The organism is Mesorhizobium sp. B2-5-7 (assembly GCF_006440875.1).
Taxonomy (GTDB): Bacteria; Pseudomonadota; Alphaproteobacteria; order Rhizobiales; family Rhizobiaceae; genus Mesorhizobium; species Mesorhizobium australicum.
Genome location: NZ_VFUO01000002.1, coordinates 1150124 through 1170818, shown reverse-complemented (window position 1 = coordinate 1170818; position 20695 = coordinate 1150124). Strand labels below are relative to the sequence as shown.

General features: G+C 64.3%; 19 protein-coding genes. 12 read left to right on the top strand and 7 right to left on the bottom strand.

Annotation, left to right across the window (positions count from 1 at the left end; all coding sequences use genetic code 11):
• The first annotated feature begins 16 nt into the window (after positions 1 to 16).
• The 4 genes from FJ543_RS13175 to FJ543_RS13160 are packed head-to-tail and all read left to right on the top strand — an operon-like array spanning position 17 to position 6909.
• Entirely contained in the window at positions 17 to 1021 is a 1005-nt protein-coding gene (locus tag FJ543_RS13175; RefSeq protein ID WP_023770308.1) for a MoxR family ATPase, read from the top strand.
• Positions 1021 to 1959: a DUF58 domain-containing protein gene (locus FJ543_RS13170; protein ID WP_140875390.1), complete on the top strand. Its 939-nt coding sequence runs from the start codon at positions 1021 to 1023 to the stop codon at positions 1957 to 1959. Before FJ543_RS13175 ends, FJ543_RS13170 begins: the two co-directional genes overlap by 1 nt.
• Positions 1956 to 4778, top strand: a complete 2823-nt coding sequence (locus FJ543_RS13165; RefSeq protein ID WP_140875388.1) for a DUF4159 domain-containing protein — start codon at positions 1956 to 1958, stop codon at positions 4776 to 4778. Before FJ543_RS13170 ends, FJ543_RS13165 begins: the two co-directional genes overlap by 4 nt.
• A gap of 58 nt (positions 4779 to 4836) precedes the next feature.
• Positions 4837 to 6909 (top strand): hypothetical protein, encoded by a 2073-nt coding sequence (locus tag FJ543_RS13160; protein ID WP_140875387.1) that lies wholly within the window; start codon positions 4837 to 4839, stop codon positions 6907 to 6909.
• Between the two features lie 102 nt (positions 6910 to 7011).
• Here the strand turns inward: FJ543_RS13160 and clpS are convergent, their stop codons facing one another.
• From clpS to FJ543_RS13140, 4 genes are all read right to left on the bottom strand, one after another.
• On the bottom strand, positions 7012 to 7317 hold the full coding sequence (gene clpS / locus FJ543_RS13155; RefSeq protein ID WP_015316053.1) for an ATP-dependent Clp protease adapter ClpS: 306 nt from the start codon (positions 7315 to 7317) through the stop codon (positions 7012 to 7014).
• Positions 7318 to 7446: 129 nt separating this feature from the next.
• On the bottom strand, positions 7447 to 7761 hold the full coding sequence (locus FJ543_RS13150; RefSeq protein ID WP_140665118.1) for a hypothetical protein: 315 nt from the start codon (positions 7759 to 7761) through the stop codon (positions 7447 to 7449).
• Positions 7762 to 7924: 163 nt separating this feature from the next.
• Positions 7925 to 8218: a hypothetical protein gene (locus tag FJ543_RS13145; RefSeq protein WP_140617674.1), complete on the bottom strand. Its 294-nt coding sequence runs from the start codon at positions 8216 to 8218 to the stop codon at positions 7925 to 7927.
• 38 nt (positions 8219 to 8256) lie between these two features.
• The gene (locus FJ543_RS13140; RefSeq protein ID WP_015316050.1) at positions 8257 to 8556 is read right to left on the bottom strand and encodes a hypothetical protein; all 300 of its coding nucleotides are present in this window, start codon (positions 8554 to 8556) and stop codon (positions 8257 to 8259) included.
• A gap of 279 nt (positions 8557 to 8835) precedes the next feature.
• Between FJ543_RS13140 and FJ543_RS13135 the strand changes: the two genes are divergently transcribed.
• Together FJ543_RS13135 and FJ543_RS13130 are read left to right on the top strand one after the other, a co-directional pair.
• Positions 8836 to 9552: a response regulator transcription factor gene (locus FJ543_RS13135; RefSeq protein ID WP_140617673.1), complete on the top strand. Its 717-nt coding sequence runs from the start codon at positions 8836 to 8838 to the stop codon at positions 9550 to 9552.
• Positions 9549 to 10958, top strand: coding sequence for an ATP-binding protein (locus FJ543_RS13130; RefSeq protein ID WP_140875385.1), 1410 nt, complete (start codon positions 9549 to 9551; stop codon positions 10956 to 10958). Before FJ543_RS13135 ends, FJ543_RS13130 begins: the two co-directional genes overlap by 4 nt.
• Before the next feature lie 112 nt (positions 10959 to 11070).
• Here FJ543_RS13130 and choV read toward each other — a convergent pair whose 3' ends face one another.
• The 3 genes from choV to FJ543_RS13115 all read right to left on the bottom strand — a co-directional run bounded on the left by choV (position 11071) and on the right by FJ543_RS13115 (position 14174).
• The gene (gene choV / locus FJ543_RS13125; RefSeq protein WP_015316047.1) at positions 11071 to 12252 is read right to left on the bottom strand and encodes a choline ABC transporter ATP-binding protein; all 1182 of its coding nucleotides are present in this window, start codon (positions 12250 to 12252) and stop codon (positions 11071 to 11073) included.
• Positions 12249 to 13103: a choline ABC transporter permease subunit gene (choW, locus tag FJ543_RS13120; protein ID WP_140665124.1), complete on the bottom strand. Its 855-nt coding sequence runs from the start codon at positions 13101 to 13103 to the stop codon at positions 12249 to 12251. Before choW ends, choV begins: the two co-directional genes overlap by 4 nt.
• 135 nt (positions 13104 to 13238) lie before the next feature.
• Positions 13239 to 14174 (bottom strand): choline ABC transporter substrate-binding protein, encoded by a 936-nt coding sequence (locus tag FJ543_RS13115; RefSeq protein WP_015316045.1) that lies wholly within the window; start codon positions 14172 to 14174, stop codon positions 13239 to 13241.
• 262 nt (positions 14175 to 14436) lie between these two features.
• Here FJ543_RS13115 and FJ543_RS13110 point away from each other — a divergent pair, with 262 nt between their 5' ends.
• The 6 genes from FJ543_RS13110 (at position 14437) to FJ543_RS13085 (ending at position 20615) form a co-directional block, all read left to right on the top strand.
• A complete protein-coding gene (locus tag FJ543_RS13110) occupies positions 14437 to 15048 on the top strand; it encodes a thymidine kinase (RefSeq protein ID WP_140617670.1) in 612 nt (203 codons plus the stop codon).
• Between the two features lie 130 nt (positions 15049 to 15178).
• A complete protein-coding gene (locus tag FJ543_RS13105; RefSeq protein WP_140875383.1) occupies positions 15179 to 15568 on the top strand; it encodes a cytochrome c family protein in 390 nt (129 codons plus the stop codon).
• A gap of 319 nt (positions 15569 to 15887) precedes the next feature.
• Positions 15888 to 16976 (top strand): hypothetical protein, encoded by a 1089-nt coding sequence (locus FJ543_RS13100; RefSeq protein ID WP_140665129.1) that lies wholly within the window; start codon positions 15888 to 15890, stop codon positions 16974 to 16976.
• A gap of 40 nt (positions 16977 to 17016) precedes the next feature.
• Entirely contained in the window at positions 17017 to 18162 is a 1146-nt protein-coding gene (locus FJ543_RS13095) for a hypothetical protein (RefSeq protein ID WP_140875381.1), read from the top strand.
• A 24-nt stretch (positions 18163 to 18186) separates the two neighbouring features.
• Positions 18187 to 20097: an AAA family ATPase gene (locus FJ543_RS13090; RefSeq protein ID WP_140875380.1), complete on the top strand. Its 1911-nt coding sequence runs from the start codon at positions 18187 to 18189 to the stop codon at positions 20095 to 20097.
• A gap of 101 nt (positions 20098 to 20198) precedes the next feature.
• Positions 20199 to 20615 (top strand): DUF559 domain-containing protein, encoded by a 417-nt coding sequence (locus tag FJ543_RS13085; RefSeq protein WP_140875378.1) that lies wholly within the window; start codon positions 20199 to 20201, stop codon positions 20613 to 20615.
• Positions 20616 to 20695 lie beyond the last annotated feature (80 nt).

Below are 20695 nucleotides of genomic sequence, written 5' to 3'. Positions count from 1 at the left end.
AAGGGATCGATGCGGCATGAGCGTGATGGTCAAGGAAAGCCCGATCAGCGAAACGGACATGGTCGCCGAGGCCGAGAAGGCGCTTGCCGACATCTCCAGGATCCGCGACGGGGTTGGCCGGGTGATCTTCGGCCAAGAGAACGTCGTCGAGCGTACGCTGGTGGCGCTGCTGGCCGGCGGCCATGCGCTTCTGGTCGGTGTGCCGGGCCTCGCCAAGACCAAGCTGGTGGAGACGTTGGGCGTCGTGCTGGGGCTCGATTCGCGCCGCATCCAGTTCACGCCCGACCTGATGCCGTCCGACATCCTCGGCTCCGAGGTCATGGAGCAGGACGAGACCGGCAAGCGCTCGTTCCGCTTCATTTCCGGGCCGATCTTCGCCCAGTTGCTGATGGCCGACGAGATCAACCGCGCCTCGCCGCGCACGCAGTCGGCGCTGCTGCAGGCGATGCAGGAATATCATGTCACCATTGCCGGCGCACGCTACGACCTGCCTTCCCCCTTCCATGTGCTGGCGACGCAGAACCCGCTGGAGCAGGAAGGCACCTATCCGCTGCCCGAAGCCCAGCTCGACCGCTTCCTGATGCAGGTCGACATCTTGTACCCCGAAATCGAGGCCGAGCGCCGCATCCTGTTGGAAACCACCGGCGTCGAGGACGCGAAAGCCCAGAACGTGCTGCAGCCGGCGCGGCTGAAGGAGATCCAGACACTGATCCGCCGCATGCCGGTACCCGAAAGCGTCGTCGAGGCGATCCTTACCCTGGTGCGCTCGGCGCGTCCGGGCCAGGGCAATGCCGACACGGACAAGCATGTCGCCTGGGGCCCGGGCCCGCGCGCCAGCCAGGCGCTGATGCTGTGCACCAGGGCCCGCGCGCTCTACGACGGACGCCTGGCGCCTTCGGTCGACGATGTCAGGGCGCTGGCCGAACCGGTGCTGCAGCATCGCATGGCGCTGACCTTCGCCGCCCGCGCGGAGGGCACCAGCGTGCGCGACGTGGTGGCGAAGCTTGTGAAAGGCATTTGATGGCGCGTATCGGCGAAGTCCAGGCCCCGGCAGCGACGCGCGATGCGCTCGCCCGAGGCCGGTTGCGGGCTTCGCTGGTTCCCGACCTGCTGGTCGAGGCGCGCCGTATCGTCAACACCGTGATCGCCGGCTGGCATGGCCGCCGCAAGCGCGGCATCGGCGAGAATTTCTGGCAGTTCCGGCCTTATGTCGAAGGCGACGCCTCGCGCATCGACTGGCGCCGCTCGGCCCGCGACGACCACACCTATGTGCGCGACCGCGAATGGGAAGCCGCCCACACCGTCTGGCTGTGGGCCGACCCCTCGCCGTCCATGCTCTACAAATCGACGGGAGCCGGCGTTTCCAAGCAATCGCGCGCCCTGGTGCTGACCTTGGCCATGGCCGAGCTTTTGTCACGCAGCGGCGAACGCATCGCCTGGCCTGATCTGACCGATCCATTCACCGCCCGCAACGGCGCCGAGCGCATCGCCGCCCAGCTCATGCATGCCGGCGAACTGCCGGCAAAACCCGATCTCTCCAACATCAGGCGCTTCTGCGACATCGTCATCGCCAGCGATTTCCTCGACCCCGTCGAGGAAACCATGGCCTGGCTCGACGTGCTCGCCCGCCATGGCGTGCGCGTCCATCTGATCGAGGTTGCCGACCCGGCCGAGGAAACCTTCCCCTATGCCGGCCGCACCGAGTTCACCGATCCCGAGACCGGCGACAAGCTGACCGCCGGCCGCGCCGAGATGCTGGCCGATGAATACCGCCTGCTCTACACCGCTCGCCGCCAGGAGTTGGCCGGCTGGTGCAAGCGGCTTGGCTGGAGCTTTACCGTCAACCACACCGACCGGCTCGCGTCCGACGCGCTGGTGCGCCTGCACATGGCGATGACCGCCGATGGCGGGCATGCCGGTATCATTGCCGGCGATCAGCCTGGAAAGGCGGTCGCATGAGCTGGCTGCCGCTCTCCTTCGGCGCCCCCATGGTGCTGTGGGGCCTGCTGGCGCTACCGGTGATCTGGTGGCTGCTCAGGCTCACCCCGCCCAAGCCGCAGACCGAGGTGTTCCCGCCGCTGAAGATCCTGGCCCGCGTGCTGAGGCGTGAGGAAACCCCGCAGCGCAGCCCCTGGTGGCTGACACTGCTCAGGCTGCTGATGGCCGCCCTCGTCGTCGCGGCATTGGCCGAACCGGTGTTCAACCCGCGCGAAAAGCTGCCGGCCGAGGGTGCCGCGCTTGCCCTGGTCATCGACAATGATTGGGCGAGTGCCGCCGACTGGAACAAGCGCGTCGCCACCGCCGAGCGGCTGATCAAGGACGCCGGCTCGAACGGCGTGCCTGTTATCATCGCCTTCACCGCCGAAAAGCCCAATGCCGAGATCGGCCCCTTCGATGCCGCCGCCGCGCTCGACCGGCTGCGCGCCGCCAAGCCGCGGCCGATCCCGACCGACCGGCCCGCCGTCTATGCGCGCGTCGCCGGCATGCTGGAAACCTTGCCTGGCGCCAGCGTCGCCGTGCTGGCCGATGGCCTGGCGGCAAAGGGCGACGAGGCCGCCTTCAACACGCTGTTGTCGAAAAATGCCGCCCGAATCGTCTGGGCGGTGGCCGACCGGCTGTCGCTGACTGGCCTGACATCAGCCGAAAACCAGGTTGATGGCTTTGGTTTGACCGCCATCCGCGCGCCCGGCGACCCCGCCCCGGCGCAGGTCACCGCCGGCGCATTCGACGACAAGGGCCGCCGCATCGCCGATGCGACCCTAACCTTCGCGCCGGGCGAAGCCACGGCCACTGGCACCATGGCGGTGCCGTTCGAATTGCGCAACGACTTCGCGTCGATCGCGCTCGATGGCGAACGGCATGCAGGTGCCGTGCGCGTGCTCGACGAAAGCTCCAAACGCCGCCGCGTCGGGCTGTTGTCGCAAGCCGAGGCCGACCAGGCGCAGCCGCTTCTGTCGCCGCTCTACTACATCAGGCGCGCGCTGCAGCCTTTCGCCGATCTGGTCGAGCCCTCCAGCGCCGATCTCGCCGACGCCATCCCGCAGATCCTCGACCAGAAGCCGGCGATGATCGTCATGGCCGATATCGGCACCATTCCCGCACAGGTCCGGCAAAGACTGGTCGACTGGGTCGACAATGGCGGCACGCTCGTGCGTTTCGCCGGCTCGCGGCTGGCCGCCGCCGGCAATGACGACGATTTGCTGCCGGTCCGCCTGCGCACCGGCGAGCGTTCGCTCGGCGGCGCGCTGTCATGGACCTCGCCGCAGCCGGTCACCGAATTTCCCAAGACCGGCCCGTTCGCCGACCTGGCGCCGCCGACCGAGGTCACGGTGACCAGGCAGGTGCTGGCCGAACCGACACCCGACATCGTCGAGCGCACCTGGGCGGCCCTCGCCGACGGCACGCCGCTGGTGACCGGGCTGAAGAAGGGCAAGGGCACGCTGGTGCTGTTCCATGTCACCCCCGAGGCGACGTGGTCGAACCTGCCGATCTCGGGCAGTTTCGTGGAGATGCTGCGCCGCATCGTGCAATTGTCGCGCAACCAGGGCGCGGCGATCGCCAATGCCGAAGCCGCAGCCACGTCGCTGGCGCCCTATCGGATGATCGCGGCCGACGGCTCGCTGGTGCCGCCGACACCGGATGCACGGCCGCTGGTGCCGGGCGCAGGACCACTGCCGGTCACCTTCGAGAACCCGCCTGGCCTCTACGGCTCGGAAACCGGCGTCTTCGCCCACAATCTGCTCGACGCCTCAAGCACCTTCGCCCCGCTGGCGCGCCCGCAAGTGACGGTCCCGGTTACCACCGTCCAGTACGCCTTCGATGAATCGCGCAACCTGAAGGGCGCGCTGGTCGCGGCGGCTCTGTTGCTGATGCTGCTCGACACGCTGGCGGTGTTGTGGATGGGCGGCCTGTTTTCGCGCCGGCCCCGCCGTGCCGGTGCGGGCGCCACCACAGCCGCTGTCTTGATCGCGCTTGGCCCACTGTTCGGCCATGCCGATGTCGCGCGCGCCGATGATGCCAAGCCGGGCGACCAGGTTGCTATCGAGGCGATTTCGAAAACCCGCATCGCTTATGTGCTGACAGGCGTCCCGGGTGTCGATTCGATCAGCCGCGCCGGGCTCGAGGGTCTGACCCGCTTCCTGATCGAGAAGACCGCCTTGGAACCGGGGGCGCCGGCCGGCGTCGACATTTCGAAGGACGAACTGTCCTTCTATCCCCTGATCTACTGGCCGATCGATCCGGCGGCACCGATGCCAAGCCAGGCCGCGATCGCCCGCATCGACGCCTATATGCAGCAGGGCGGCACCGTGCTGTTCGACACCCGCGATCAGTTCGCCAACGGCATCGGTGCCGATTCCACCAGCCCGGCGACCGAGCGGCTGCGCGACATCCTCGGCAACTTGAACGTGCCGCCACTGGAGCCGGTGCCGTCGGACCATGTGCTGACCAAATCCTTCTTCATCCTGCCCGAGTTTCCCGGCCGCTTCGCCGGCAGCCCGCTCTGGGTCGAGGCATCGCTCGATGCCAGCAATGCCGACAACCGGCCGGTGCGCACCGGCGACGGCGTATCGCCGATCATGATCACCGCCAATGATTTCGCTGGCGCCTGGGCGGTTGACGAGAATGGCGATCCGCTGCTGCCGACCGTACCGAACGATCCGATGCAGCGGGTCTACGCGCTGCGCGCCGGCGTCAACATCATGATGTACATGCTGACCGGCAACTACAAATCCGACCAGGTGCATGTTCCCATCCTGCTCGAACGGCTGGGGCAGTAGGATGACGTTCTTACTCCCCACGGCGGGTCAACTCTCTCCACAACGGAGAGGATGAAGCATGAACTGGTCGATCTCCTTCGAACCGCTTCTATCCTGGCCGCTTCTGGCCCTGGTGCTGGTACCGTTGGCGCTGCTGGCGCTCGTCGGCCTGTGGTTTCGCCAGCGCGGCGCGGTCCTGCGCCTGGTCGCCCTGCTGGCGCTCGCCGCCGCCCTCTTCAACCCCGTATTCCTCAACGAGGAGCGCGAGCCGCTGAAAAGCGTCGTCGCGCTGGTCGTCGACCGCAGCCAGAGCCAGGACATTGGCGACCGCACCAGGCAGACCGACGAGGCCGTGGCCGGGCTGCAGCAGCGTCTTGGCCGCTTCAAGCAGTTCGACGTCCGTGTCGTCGAGGCCGGCAAATCCGACGCCGCCGAGGAGCGCACGGAAACGCGGCTGTTCGGAGCGCTGGAAGGCGCCTTCCGCGACGTGCCGCCCTCGCGCATCGGCGGCGCCATCATGGTCACCGACGGCGAGGTGCATGACACGCCGTCGGGCACGCCCGAGTTCAACGCCCCTCTGCATGCCCTGATCACCGGCAACGACCATGAGAAGGACCGCCGTATACGTTTCGAGAACGCGCCGCGTTTCGGCCTCGTCGGCAAGCCGCTCGACATGAGCTATCGCGTCATCTCGACCGAAAACGAGACCGGACCGGTCGATGTGCGCGTCTCGGTCAATGGCGAGCAGGTTTCGGTCGAGCATGCCACGGTCGGCCAGGCCATGCCGCTGCAGGTGACCATCCCGGGTGCTGGCCGCAACATCATCGAACTTGCCATCGACCGTGAGCCGGGCGAACTGACCGACACCAACAACCGCGCCATCGCGCTGGTCGACGGCATCCGCGAGAACCTGCGCGTTCTGCTCGTTTCGGGCGAACCGCATGCGGGCGAGCGCACCTGGCGCAATCTGTTGAAATCCGACGCCTCGGTCGATCTCGTGCATTTCACAATCCTGCGGCCGCCGGAAAAGCAGGACGGCACGCCGATCAACGAATTGTCGCTGATTGCCTTCCCGACCCGCGAGCTGTTCGTCGAGAAGATCAAGGATTTCGACCTCATCATCTTCGACCGCTACCAGCACCGCGACGTGCTGCCGATCCTCTATTACGATTACATCTCCGAATATGTCGAAAAGGGCGGCGCGCTGCTGATCGCCGCCGGTCCCGAATATGCCGGCGAGGCTTCGATCGCACGCACGCCGCTGATGTCGGCGCTGCCGGCCATGCCGACCGGCGAGGTCGTCGACAAGGCCTTTTATCCCCGCCTCACCGAACTCGGTCAGCGTCACCCGGTGACGCGCGGCCTCGACGGTTCGGCCACCGAGCCGCCGCACTGGAGCCGCTGGTTCCGCACCATCGGTGTGCAGAGTCCGCAGGGTGAAGTGGTGATGAAGGGCGCCGACAACCGGCCGCTGCTGCTGCTCGACCGCAAGGGCGAAGGCCGCGTCGGCATGCTTCTGTCCGACCAGGGCTGGCTGTGGGCGCGCGGCTTCGAGGGCGGCGGCCCGCATGTCCAGCTCTACCGGCGCATCGCCCACTGGCTGATGAAGGAGCCCGAACTCGAGGAAGAGCGGCTGACCGCCGAGGGACGCGGCATGGTGCTGGAGATCCGCCGCCAGACCATGGCCGACGATCCCGGCCCGGCGCAGATCATCACCCCCTCCGGTAAGACGCTCACCGTCAAGCTCGACAAGTCCGAGCCCGGCGTCTTCCTCGGCAGCGTTCAGACCAGCGAAATCGGCCTCTTCCAGGTTGCCAATGGCGATCTCACCGCGCTTGCCCATGTCGGACCGGTCAACGCTCCGGAATTCGCCGACGTCGTCTCCACGCAGGAGCGGCTGAAGGCGCCGGCGGAAGCTACCGGCGGCAGCGTGCGCCGGCTGGCGTCTGCCACGGGCAGCGACGTGACGCTGCCTTCCATCGTGCCGGTGCGCTCGGCCGGCGAGGCGTCGGGCAGCGACTGGATCGGCCTGCGCACCACCGACGACAGTGTGCTCAAGGCCGTGTCGCGCGTGCCGCTGTTCGGCGGCTTCCTTGGCCTGGGCCTGTTGCTCCTGGCGATGGGTTCGATGTGGTACCGCGAGGGACGATAGAGCGGTGCGCTCCTACTTTCTCCCCGTGTAGTGACGCGGAGAGCGACGCTATCGCGAGTGGTTTCGCCAATCGTCGAAACCAAGGCTATGACGAGCCCCTCCTCACTCCTCCGGTTCCGTCGTGAACAGCAGTGGGTAGCCCTTGGCCTTGCCGGCGTCGGTCGCCCGCGTCGCCTTGGTCTCGGCGACATCCCTGGTGAAGACCGCGACCACGCAGACGCCACGCTGGTGCGCGGTGATCATGACCCGGTGCGCCTGGTCCTCCGAGAGCTTGAACTCGCCCTTCAGCACCGTGACCACGAATTCGCGCGGCGTGAAATCGTCATTGACGAGGATGACCTTGTAGAGCTTCGGCCGCTCTGTCTGCGGCTTGACCTTGGTGCGCGGTTTTGTGGTGATTTCAGGCATTCGAACCGACTGTTTTCGCGATCAGCTTAAGTCCGCATTTTGCCGCGGGCGGCAGTGATCGTCCATTTACAGACCGTCGGCGGGCGGGCCCGGTCCTCCGGGATCATGTGGGGAATTGTCGGTCGCGGTTCAACGGCCCTGACGGCCGAAGACGCGGCGCGTTGGGTCGGCATCCGCCCGGCGTTCCAGCCACGCCGCGATCGGCCATCCGGCAACACAGATCAGCGTCACGCCGGCGAGCACGATCAAAAGCCATGCCTGCACCGGCGTGATGTAATCCCAGTTGCTGGAAATCGCCGGTGCGAACAGCGAAGGCTCGGTGCGCCCGCTTGCAGGGTCCGGCACGGGGCTGGCGGTGAGCAGAATCAGCACCCTGGCGACGCCGGTGGCAACGAGGCCGCCGATCACCATGGAGCGAAAAATGGACGAAAGCCGCTTCTTCATGCGGATTGTCCTACAGGGCCGGCATTGCAAACGGGTTAAGCACGATCGAGATGCGTGGCTGGAAGCCGCCGGCGTTCAGCTCATCGACCATGGCCCTTGGCAGAAGGCCGCCCCAGCCGGTTTGCGGCTGGGGCGGCCTTGCTAGAACTAACCTCGAAGCTGATCAGGGCTTCTTGGGAGCAGCCTTCGCAGGGGCCGCCTTCGCGGGAGCCGCCATCGCGGGGGCCTTCTTGACCGGGCACTTGTGCTTCTTGGTCACCTTGCAAACGGTCTTCTTGGCGACCTTCTTCGGAGCAGCCTTGGCCGGAGCAGTGGTCGTCGCGGCGGCAGCCGGAGCGGTGGTCGTGGTGGCAGCGGCCGGGGCAGCGGTCGTGGTCGCGGCAGCGTTGCCGAGAACGGGCATCGAGAAGGCGAGAGCGACGGCGAGACCAAGGGCGGACAGGAGGGATTTTTTCATGGCTTCGTTTTCCTTTTTTGTGCGGGTCGTTTTGAGTGTCACTGGACCGGGTCGTTCGGTGTCACTCCAAGCAGCTTCAAAGCATTGGCGAGCATCCGGATGCCCTGCGCCTGTTTCTTGGCGGCGCAGTACCGGTTGCCCTTTCTCTGAAGTGCCTTTGCCGCGGTGACCTGCGTTGCCGTGGCATGGGTTTCGAGGGCTTCATCAAATTGGTGGCTGAGATTGGCGCACCGTTCGCTCCGGGTCAGCGGCGCCTTTGCGTCTGATTGGTCGACAGCGGCAGTGAGCAGGCCAAGGCCCAGCAAAACTCCCAACAAACTGATCGACAATCTTGGCATCGGTTTATCCGTGAACCCGGAGACTAGCGTCGCAGCCGATGACCTGACCGCCACGGCACCGTTATGCCGGCCTACCTTTTCAGGAGTTTTTCCCGATTGTAGAATTTTGTTTCTGAATTGTGTCTGGCCAGGTCACGCCAAGCTGGCCGTTGCTTCATGTGGAGACGGCGGAATTCATTTTTCCTTGAAAAGCAAGGCACTGGCCAACATACGGCCCGAATTCTATCGTGTGGCTCACGAGCCAAAAATGGCGTGGCTCGCAAACCAGACAGGGCAGCTGTGAAATCCGAGACACACATACTGATCGTCGACGACGACAAGGGCATTCGCGACCTGCTTCAGGAGTTCTTCCAGAAGCGGGGTCTGCACACCTCGGTTGCCGCCGACGGCACCGAGATGGAAACCATCCTGCGCCGCACGCAGGTGGATCTGATCGTGCTCGACGTGATGCTGCCCGGCAGGAGCGGGCTGGAACTGTGCCGTGACATCCGCGCCCAGTATACGACGCCGATCATCATGCTGACCGCCGTCACCGAGACGACCGACCGCGTCGTCGGGCTCGAGATGGGCGCCGACGACTATGTGCCCAAACCCTTCGACCCGCGCGAATTGCTGGCCCGCGTCCGCGCCGTGCTGCGGCGCAATGGCGCCGCCGAGCCCAAGCGCGCCACCACCAAGCAGATTTACCACTTCGCCGGCTGGACGATGGACTGCTCGCGGCGGCGGCTGACCGCGCCCGACGACGTCAGGGTCGAACTGACCATGGCTGAGTTCAACCTCCTGCAGACCTTCGTCAAGAGCGCCCAGCGCGTGCTGACCCGCGATCAGCTCATCGAACTGTCCGGCGGCGACAGCGACTATTCCTTCGACCGCAGCATCGACATCCTTGTCTCCAGGCTGCGGCGCAAGATGGAAGATGATCCCAAGACGCCCAAACTGATCCTCACCGTGCGCAGCGGCGGCTACCAGTTCCTGCCCGAGACGACATCCGAATGAGACGTTTCCTGCCGCAGACCTTGCCTGTCTGGGTGCTGCTGATCGTCATTGCCGGCCTGCTGATCAGTCAGGTCGCGACGCTTTATATCGTATCGCGCGACCGCGCCGCCGCCAACGACGTGGTCGACCTCTACCGCCTCAACGACCGCGCCTTCTCGCTCGTGCAGCTGATGCACGACGCCACGCCGGAGGAGCGCAAGGCGACGGCGACCGGGCTGTTCAACTCCACCTACGCGCTCACCGTCTCGGACACGCCCGCCGTCACCTCCTCGATCGCCGGCGACGACGAACTGGCCGAACTCGAGGACATTCTCGTCGGCCGATTGTCCAAGTTCGGTATCACCGACGCGCGCGTGCGGCGCGATCCGGCGACGCGCGAAGCCGACGATGCCGGCGGCGCGGCACCGGGACCCGAGATCGGCCAGGTGGAGCGGGATCTTCTGGTGCTGGCCGCCGATTTCGCCCAGAGCGACAAGCTGACGGCTTCGCTGCGCTTCGCCGACGGCCAATGGCTGAATTTCACCGAACCGATCACGCCCGTCGGCCCGATCCTGAGCGTCGATAGCCTGCCGCTCTATTCGCTGATCGCGGGGCTGGTGGTGATCATGTCGATCTGGTCGCTGCGTCGGCTGACCGCGCCCTACCGGATGATGGAAACCGCCGTAAACCGGATTGGCAACGACCTCAAGAGCCCGCCGATCGCCGAGAGCGGCAGCCGCGAGGTACGCGCCGCCGCCAAGGCGATCAACGCCATGCAGGCGAGGCTGCGCGAATATGTCGAGGATCGTGAGCACCTGGCGGCGGCCCTCGCGCACGACCTGCGCACGCCGATGACCAGGATGCGCCTGCGCCTGGAGCTGTTGCGCAGATCACCGGCGCGCCAGGCGCTCGCCCACGATCTCGCCGACATCGAAAGCATCGCGAGTTCCGTGATAGACTTCGCCAAATTCGAGGTCACGGAAGAGAAGGCCGAACGGATCGATTTCTGGTCGCTCGTCGAATCGGTCGCCGACAGCTACGAGACGGTTTCCTTCGACAATGACGACGTCCGCCAGCGCGGCCTGATCTGCATGGCGCGGCCGGTGGCCCTCAAGCGCTGCGTCACCAATCTGGTGCAGAACGCCGTCACCTACGGCAAGCAGGCGCATCTCAGCCTCAGCCGCTTAGACGGCACGATCACGCTCGCCATCCGTGACGAGGGACCGGGCATTCCCCAGGCACAGATCGACGCCGTCTTCGGCTCCTTCGTGCGTCTCGAACAGTCCCGCAACCGCCAGACCGGCGGTCTCGGGCTGGGGCTGACCATTGCCCGCAACATCGCGCGCGCGGCGGGCGGCGAAGTGCGCCTGTCCAACCATCCAGACGGCGGCCTGCTGACCGAGTTGCGCCTGCCGATGGCGGCTTAGGACATAGCCGCCTAAAGCGCGTCGCGCCGAAGCGGATCAGGCGCCGCGCTTCAGTCTTCGTTTTTGTGCATGTCGCCTTCCCAAAACCGAGGTCACTTTTGGGCGACATGCATCAGCGCCGCAGCACCGCGCTCAGCACGTCGCGGATGCCGATCGCGCCGACGAAGCGCGACTGGTCGTCGAACAGCGCCACGGGTGCGGTCTGCGACCGGTGCATGGCCAGCATCACGGTCTTCAGCGAGGTGCCGGGATTGGCCCAGAACACTTGCGCCAACTCCTCCGGCTGGCCCTCGACATCGGCGCAGGACACCCATACGGCCGGCTTGCCGTCGCGCTCGGCCGCCGCCACCAGCCCGTGCTCGTCGATCTTGAAGCGCGTCGTCTTGCGCCGGTCGAGCCACACCCAGCCGTCCTTGCCCTGTTCGAGATCGCGGCGGTCGCGCATCACGTTCCAGGCGGTCAGCACCGAGAGCGGGTTCACATTGGCGATGAAGTCGCGGACATAATCGTTGGCGGGGCGCAGCACGATGTCTTCCGGCGCGCCGGTCTGGACGATACGGCCGCCCTCCATGATAGTGATGTGGCTGCCGATCTTCAGCGCCTCCTCGAGATCGTGGCTGACGAAGATGATGGTCTTCTTCAATTCCGCCTGCAGCTGCAGAAGTTCGTCCTGCAGCTTGGTGCGGATCAGCGGGTCGAGGGCCGAGAACGGCTCGTCCATCAACAGGATAGGCGCCTCGGTGGCGAAGGCACGCGCCAGGCCGACGCGCTGCTGCATGCCGCCCGACAGCTCATGGGCGTATTTGTTCGACCATTGGTCGAGATTGACCAGCTTGAGCTGGCGATGCACCCGCTCCTTGCGCTCGGCGTCCGGCACGCCGGCGAGTTCGAGGCCGAGCCCGACATTCTCCTCCACCGTGCGCCATGGCAGCAGGCCGAACTGCTGGAACACCATTGCCACCTGCTTCTGGCGCAGCCGCCGCAGGGTCGGCTCGTCGCAGGTGACGACATCGACCGTGCGGTCACCGTCCTTCACCAGCACCTGGCCGCGCGACACCACGTTGAGCCGGTTGACCGCGCGAAGCAGCGTCGACTTGCCCGAACCGGACAGGCCCATCAGCACCGAGATCTCGCCTTCATGCACGGTGAGGCTGGCGCCGGCGCAGCCGAGCACATTGCCGGTCTTCTCGAGGATTTCGGCCCGGGTGGCGCCCTTGTCGATCATCGCCAGCGAGCCGGCCTGGTCGGCGCCGAAGACGATATCGACATTCCTGAAATCGACGGCGACGGTCATTTCTTGCCTCCAACGCCAATGCGGGTCATCCGGTCGAGCACGATGGCGAGCACGACGATGGCGAGACCGGCCTCAAGGCCCAGATCGATGCGGCGCGAACCGAGCGCCCGGTTGATTTCCGTACCGAGCCCGCCGGCGCCGATCAGGGCCGCGAACACCACCATCGACAGCGACAGCATGATCGACTGCGTCAGACCCGCCATGATGGTCGGCAGCGCCGAGGGCAGCTCGACCTTCCACAACAGCTGGCTCTTGGTGGCGCCGAAGGCCTCGCCGGCCTCGATGATCGACTTCGGTACCGAGACGACGCCGAGATGGGTGAGCCGGACCGCGGTCGGGATGACGAAGATGATGGTGACGATCAGGCCGGGCGCATTGCCAAGACCGAACAGCGTCAGCACCGGGATCAGGTAGACGAAGGTCGGCAGCGTCTGCATCAGGTCGAGCACCGGCAGCATGATGCGATAAACCTTCGGCTTGTGCGCGGCCCAGATGCCGAGCGGCACGCCGATCGCCATCGCCGCCGCCGCCGCCGCGACAACCAGCACCAGCGTCTGCACCGTCTGTTTCCAAAGGTTCTGGTTGATGATGAAGATCAGCCCGATGAAAACGCCAATGGCGAGCGGGCGCGAACGCTGCAGCAGCCAGGCGATGACGGCAATCACCAAAGCGAGCAGCACCGGCGGCACCATCAGCAGGATGTTGACCAGCCCGTCGAGCAGAAAATTGAGGCCATTCGAGAACGCCCTGAAGACGGTGTCGAAATTGTCGGTAAGGAAACCGAAGAACGCCTTTCCCCAGGCGCCGATCGGGATCTTGTGATCGACCATGAACTTGGAAATCGGATCCATCTCACCCCTCGTTTGCCAGAGCTCTGCCTTCGGCCCCGTACTGTCGCGACGTCATCTTGTCACAGGATACGAAAAAGGGCAGCCTTTTCCACAAAGACTGCCCTCTGTTTCGGTCACGCCGAAATCAAAGTCGGCTCAGCTTCCGAGCGCGGTCTTGACCGCTGCCGCAGCGTCGCCGCCGTCGAAGGTGGTCACGCCGGCGATCCACGGCTTGACCGCATCCGGGTTTTTCTTCAACCAGTCGGTTGCCACCTTGTTGGCATCGCTGCCCTTCAGGATGGCGTCCATCATCTGGCCTTCCATATCCAGATTGAACTTCAGGTTGGCGATGAACTTGCCGACATTCGGGCACTCGCTCATGTAGCCCTTGCGCACATTGGTCGAGACGGTGGCCGCGCCGAAACCGCTGTCGCCCATGCCGTCGAGATAGGTGATCTTCATGGCGCCCATCACCGGATGCGGCGTCCAGCCGAGGAAGGCGATCCACTCATTGCTCTTCATCGACTGCTCGGCCTGCGTCAGCATGCCGGCCTCCGAGGATTCGACCAGCTCGAACCCGTCGAGATTGTCCTTCGGGTTCTTGATCATGTCGAGGATGATGCGATTGCCGTCATTGCCGGCCTCGATGCCGTAGATCTTGCCGTTGAACTTGTCCTTGAACTTGCCGAGGTCGGTCAGCGACTTGACGCCGGCATCCGCGACATAGGTCGGCACGACGATGCCGTAACCGGCGCCGGCCAGGTTCTGGCTGACGGTCTCGACCGAACCGTCGGCCGTATAATCCTTGATGTCATTGGTCATCGACGGCATCCAGTTGCCGAGGAAGACGTCGAGGTCCTTGTTCTTCAGCGACGCATAGGTCACCGGAACCGAGAGCTGGATCACCTGCGGCTCGTAGCCGAGCGCGGTGAGCAGTACCGAGGCCAGCCCGGTGGTGGCCTGGATGTCGGTCCAGCCGACATCGGAGAGGCGAACCGCCTTGCAGCTTGCCGGATCGCCGGCGAAGGCGGCGCTCGTGGACAGGAAAGCCGCCAGGCCCAGGCCGGCGACGAAGGAATTCATGCGCGACATCTGTATTCTCCCATTTCGATTCTTTGGCGAAGCGAAGTTACGGTTTTTGTGCCCGCCTTGTTTCGTCAGCCAAACACCATTCTGGAGTGGTTTCAAGCGCTAAGACAATCACGATCAACGGCGCTGGCTGGCCCATCAGCGACACAGCTGACGCTTTCCGCGCCGAGCCCAAGCGCAATCTGCCTCGGCAATGGCGGCTTTTTCAGGGGAATGCGGCGCCGGCCCCTCCCCGAGGCCTGGCAAGGCGGCTTAAAAGAGCGGCATGGCCAAGCTTTACTTCCACTACGCGACGATGAATGCCGGCAAGACGACCATGCTGTTGCAGGCGTCGTACAATTACCGCGAGCGCGGCATGACGACGATGCTGTTCGTCGCCGGCCACTACCGCAAGGGTGACACCGGCCTGATCTCGTCGCGCATCGGGCTGGAAACGGAAGCCGAGATGTTCCGCGACGGCGACGACCTGTTCGCCCGCGTCGCCGAGCATCACCAGCACACGGCGGTGCATTGCATCTTTGTCGACGAGGCGCAGTTCCTGGAGGAGGAGCAGGTCTGGCAGCTTGCCCGCATCGCCGACCGGCTCAACATCCCGGTCATGTGCTATGGCCTGCGCACCGATTTCCAGGGAAAGCTGTTTCCCGGCTCGCGCGCGCTGCTGGCGATCGCCGACGATCTGCGCGAAGTGCGCACGATCTGCCGCTGCGGCCGCAAGGCGACGATGGTCGTGCGCCTCGGTCCCGACGGCAAGGTGGCCAGGCAGGGCGAACAGGTGGCGATCGGCAAGGACGTCTACGTCTCGCTCTGCCGCCGGCATTGGGAAGAGGAAATGGGCCGCGCGGCACCTGACGACTTCATCGGCTTCATCAGCCGCTGAATGTGGCTCGCTGGGGCGTCGGCGTGGGTAGCTGGCTGCCACCTCTTGTCGGCCGCGCCGTTCTATGGTGCCTTTGTTAAGGCCAGCGCCCTATTTTCCCACCCTCAGCCAGAGCCTCCCGGGGTCAGCCATGCTTCGAGCCGCCTTGTCCGCCAGCCTTCTTTTGCTTGCCACCTCCGTTACCGCCCGGGCCGGGGGCGATCCTGTGCTGGGCAAACATGTTTTCAACCGATGCATGGCCTGCCATGAGGCGGCGTCCGACCGCGACAAGGTCGGCCCGCATCTGATGGGCGTCGTCGGCCGCAAGGCGGGAACCGCCGAAAGCTTCCTCGGGCATTATTCGGACGCCATGAAGAGCGCGGGTGCTGCCGGCCTCCTCTGGGACGAGGCAAATCTTGCCGAATACCTCAGATCGCCCAAGCTGAAGGTGCCCGGCAACAGGATGGCCTTTGGCGGCCTCAGCAATGACGACGACATCGCCAACGTCATCGCCTATCTGAAGGCCGACCCCAAACCCTGAGCAGACGCCGTTCGTCGTCGGAAGGGCCAACTTGTGCCGCCGTGTGGGGCTGCAAATGGCCAGTTGTTGTCGAGTTTAGGAGCCATTCGCTTCCGCGTGGATGGATTGCTTTGCCGGCATGAAAGTTCAAAATCAGCTGAACAAGGCTTGGCCTGCCAGTTGATCACGCCATGACCACGGCTCCATTGCCTTTCAAGGGTTCGGCCGGATATTTGTTTTCGCGCCACCCACTGTCTTCACGTCTTTCAATCCCCTGATACCCCACATATATTCGCCGCTGTTCGCAACCAGCGAGCGGAAGCCGAAGCGGGAGGCCCCTATGGCGACATTGCAGAATTTCGATGCCGAAATTGCCAAGACCAAGCAGGTCGTCCAGGACATGCGCACCAAGATCGAGCAATCCGGCACCGTGCTCGACACGCTCGCAACCGCCGACAAGAAGATCGGCGACGCCAATTTCGACATCGAGAACGCCCGCATTGAGGATGTGCTGAAGCAGCAGAAGGTGATGGAAGGCAACATCGCCGACCTGATCATCGGGCTGGAGGACGCCACCAACGTCTTCGGCGCCGAGTTCGAGAGCATGAAGAACTATACCGGCTGGGAAAACTTCGTCGGCGTTTTTTCGGCGCAGCGCAAGCAGCGCATGCGCACCGATCGCGTCCGCAACATGTCGCTCGCCGGCAACCTGCAGGAGCTGCTGGCCAAGTCCGATACCATCGTCGGCATATTGAAGGCGCAGAAGGAAATTCTCGACCAGCGCTACAAGACCTCCGAGGCCAGCCTGTCGCAGGTGATCGAGCGCCGCAAGATCACCATGACCAACCTCGAAACCGTGCAGAAGCGCATCGAGGAGCTCAATCCGATGCTGCTCGACATCGAAAACAGGATCGCCGCCTCGACCAGCCAGAAAGACCGCACGCAGCTCGAGGGCGAGCGTTCCAAGCTCGCCACCGAATACAATGAAAAGCAGGCGAAGGAGCAGGAGCTGCTGGCCGAAAGCCAGACGCTGGAGCGCTATACTTCGATGTTCCAGACCTTCGTCGATTCGCTCAACAACCAGATCGCCGCGCAGTCGACGCTGATCAACAAGCTGACCATCGATACCGAACAGCGCATCGTGCTCTACAAGGCGCTCGAGGACTCGCTGAAGACGGCCGCCCAGCAGGACGTCGCCCACAAGATCAACACGCTGGGCAGCCAGGTCGACAACACGGCCGAGGAAACCATGGCCGGCATCGGCGCCGCCTCGCAGAAGCACATCGGCGATCTCTTGGAGATGCACGAGAAGAACATGGTCGCCAGCGCCGACATCCAGCGCCGCAAGAAGCTGGCCGACGATGCCTTTGCCCGCCGCTTCGACGAGGTGCTGAAGAAGCACAATTCGGCCAACTACGTGCAGTCATAATTGCCGCGCACACCGGTGCGACAATCCCAGGACTGACAGCATGACCCCCGAAAACGACGCCGCGGCGCGGTATTTCTCGGCAATCATGGCCGCGCTCAGCGGCCTTGAAGTGTTCATGCGCGACGACCGCTCGCCGCTTTACCGGCACGGCATCGTCGCCAAGATCGTTGCCGAGTACATCGCCCGGCTCGACAAGTCCTTTTCCTGCTGGCGCAACCGGCTGGGCTTCATGGACACGTTCCGCATTTCGCGCGCCGAGAGCGGCTACCCGGTGTTCCAGAACCTGCTTGAACTGGAAAACGACCGCCTGCAGGCCGAAGCCCGGCTCGCCAACATCCCCCAGGCCGGCGAGCTGCGCGAGGAGATGGCCGACTTCATCCTACGCCACAAGGAGTTCCCCGAGGCGCTGCAGAAATCGATGGCCGAGCGGCTCTATCTCGAAGACGTCAAGAGCGAGCAGACCTTCGGTCCGTTCACGCTGGCGCAGACGGCCAAGGTGTCGGTCAATCCGAAGACGGCGCGGCCTTATTACCTCGTCCACTGGGCAAGCTTCGACGGCAGCGCCAACCTGCCTCTGGTCTACATGGTGACGGTGGAGGATTCCTCGGAAAGCATGGTCCGCCAGCTGGTCGACCGGAGCGGCAAGCTCAACGACAAGGTCGACATTCCGCTGCCCGTCGAGGGCCTGCTCAACCCCGAGCTTGCCCACCGCTTCGACGATTTCACCGAGAAGAATTCAGCCTATACGCTGTCGCCGGCGACCATCGCGGTCAATCTCGACAAGGATTTCGAGCCATTGCACCCCAAGCAGCTGAGGCGGGTGGTGCTTGGCCCCTTCTACTCGGCAGGCATCACCGACAACAATTCGACGGTGACGGAAGTGCTGGCCAAGGTGCGCAAGCCCGAAAATGCCTGGCTTTTGACCTGGACCATCCAGGAAGTCTATTCCAAGGGCGAGAAGCCCGGCCGCAAGGGCCTGTTCTCCAGCGAGAAGACGACGCAGGAATTCTTCATCAACACCGACGACCTGGAAGCCGCCCGCCAGGGCGTGTCGAGCTACGAAAACCACGCGCTGATCCCGCACGAAGCCTACCAGGCGCTTTACGCGGCCGGCGAAGCACAGAAGATCTTTGGCGCCTACAAGGTTCACATCCTGTCGAATGGGCAGGTCATCTCAGACGTCTGACCGTCACACCGCGGAGCACCCTTCATGGACACCGGCCTGACCACCATCCCGGAAGCGGCTATCGAAAAACACCGCGCCACCGCGCAGAGCTTCATCACCCGCATCGTCGTGCTGGAGGATCCATCGCGCGAATCCGGTACGGCATTGGCCGGCACCAACCGCCGCTTCGTCTCCACCGTCTCGGTCGGTTCGGTGCGCCGCACCCGCGAGGTCGAGCTGTCGAAGACGGTCGGCGCCGTTCATCCCGACGACCAGTTGCTGACCATCCCGCAGCACACGCTGCTCTTTCGCGCCCGGCGCGGCACGGCGATCGCGCTGGCGGTATCGGACGTCTTCGCCGAAGGCTCCGATCTCGAAAGCCTGCAGGCCAGGAACACCCGCGCGCCGCTCGAAGGCGACGAGGCGTCCACCTTCAAGAAACTGCTGTCGGCTTCGGCCTATATTTCGGCCTTCAGCCTCGCCTCGTATCTGTTCCAGCTCATCGACGGCGACGGCGAGGCGCCGAACGATATCCCCGAGCCGGACTTCCTGTTCGACACGCCCCAGGATGCGGTGAAATCGATCCTGGCCGGCATCGACAAGGCGATAGCGGGCTCGACGGACGACGGCGACCTGACGACCAGGGCGCGCGCCTTCGCCCGCGTCGCCATCGACGGGCTTTTGGCGCGCAAAAGCCGCTTCGACGGCATCGGCCCGTTCGAGAACGCCCATATCCGCATCGACGCCGACGACTTCACCCTCGACGGCTTCGACGTCGCGCCCGGCAAGCGCTCCAAGCCGCTGGTGATGACCTTCAAGAAACCGGAAGAGGTCGTCGGCAACCACATCGCCAAATACCAGTCGGTCAAGCTCGCCAAGATGCTGATGGCCTATGATTTCGAGCGTGAACTGAACCCGTTCGTCGAGCTCGGCGGCTTCCTGTTCACCTTCATCGGCGACGGCGCGCCCGGCACCGGCAAGACGACGCTGATCCAGATGATCGCCGGCCTCGTCAACGGCTATTGCCAGGTCGCCGGCTACCCCTTTGCCTATGAAAATTTCGGCGTCGACCAGATTTCGTCCTACCAAGGCAAGTCTGGCCAGAACTGCCGCCAGTTCATCAACAATGTGTTGAACCCGCGCGTCATCGGCTTCGGCACCATCGACGACATCGACCAGGTGGCCGCCCGCCGTTCCGACGACCGCGCCTCGGCGGGCCTGCAGGAGATCACCGGCGTGCTGATGGACGCCTTCGCCGGTGCTGCCACCGTGGTGCGTGGCAATTGCTCGTTCGGCATGTTCTCCAACTATCCCGAGAATGTCGACGATGCGCTGCGCCAGCGCGCCGGCGCCCGCTGGCTGGTCGACGGGCCGCAGACGCGCGACGACTATATCGACATTTTCGTGCTGCTCGCCGGCAAGAACCACGAAATCCCCCTGGGCAAGCACGAACTCTACGCCGCGCAGGAGATCCAGCGCGCCGTGACCGAAGCCTATGAAGAGCATGAAAAGCCGCGGGAGGACGGACTGGTGCGGGTCTACGAGCGCTACATGAAGGAAAATGGCGCGCCCAAGACCATGGCCGACATCGGCACCTACCTGCACCTGATCAAGGATGCCGAGCCGCGCTTCACCGGCCGCGCCATCAAGAACGTCACCGACGCCATCAAGATGCGTGCCATGGACATCGAGCTTCCCGACGACTGGTTCGAAAAGCCGGAAGCTTTCATGCACAAGAGCTACGACGACAAGAAGGCGATGATCGAGGAATTGCGCGGGCCGTTCTCGCTTGCCATGGTCATGCAGGAGATCAACCGCTACGCCGATTCCGAGTTCCGCTATTCCGACAAGTCCGACGATGCCGCGGTGGAGAAGCTGCTGCGCGACGCAAGGCTGCGCGAACGCGCGGCGCGCGAGATGGAGGAGATGAAGAAGAAGGGTCTGTGGAATGCGTGAATTTGCTTCGTTGCCCACGGGTGCTAAAAAGTGTGGCTCCAACGCTGATGCCCCCCTCTCCCCGTCCTTCACGGGGAGAGGGTGAGGGTGAGGGGCAGCGCATGCGTGGACCAGAACTCACGACGACAAAGCGGGCAAGACGTCTGCGGCAATCGGATAACGATGCCGAAGGCGCACTTTGGATGGAATTGCGCGATCGCAGACTAAACGGGCACAAATTCGTTCGACAGTTTCCGATAGGCAGCTACTTTGCTGATTTTGCCTGCAGGGAATGCCACTTGGTTGTCGAAGCGGACGGCAGTCAACACGCAGGCAACAAATATGATCAGGTCCGCGATCAGTTCATGATTTCAAATGATTGGTCTGTGCTCCGCTTTTGGAACGTCGACGTATTAAAGGAACGGGACGCGGTGCTCGAAACCATATTGGCGGCTATCGAACAGCGTCTCGATCGCCATATCGAAACGAATGATCTTCGATTTCTCGCCGCCGAAGGCTATGGGGAGACACATTCTTGACCGTCAGCGCCGCCCCTCACCCTTACCCTCTCCCCGTGAAGAACGGGGAGAGGGGGACGTCAACGTTAGCGCTTCGCCTT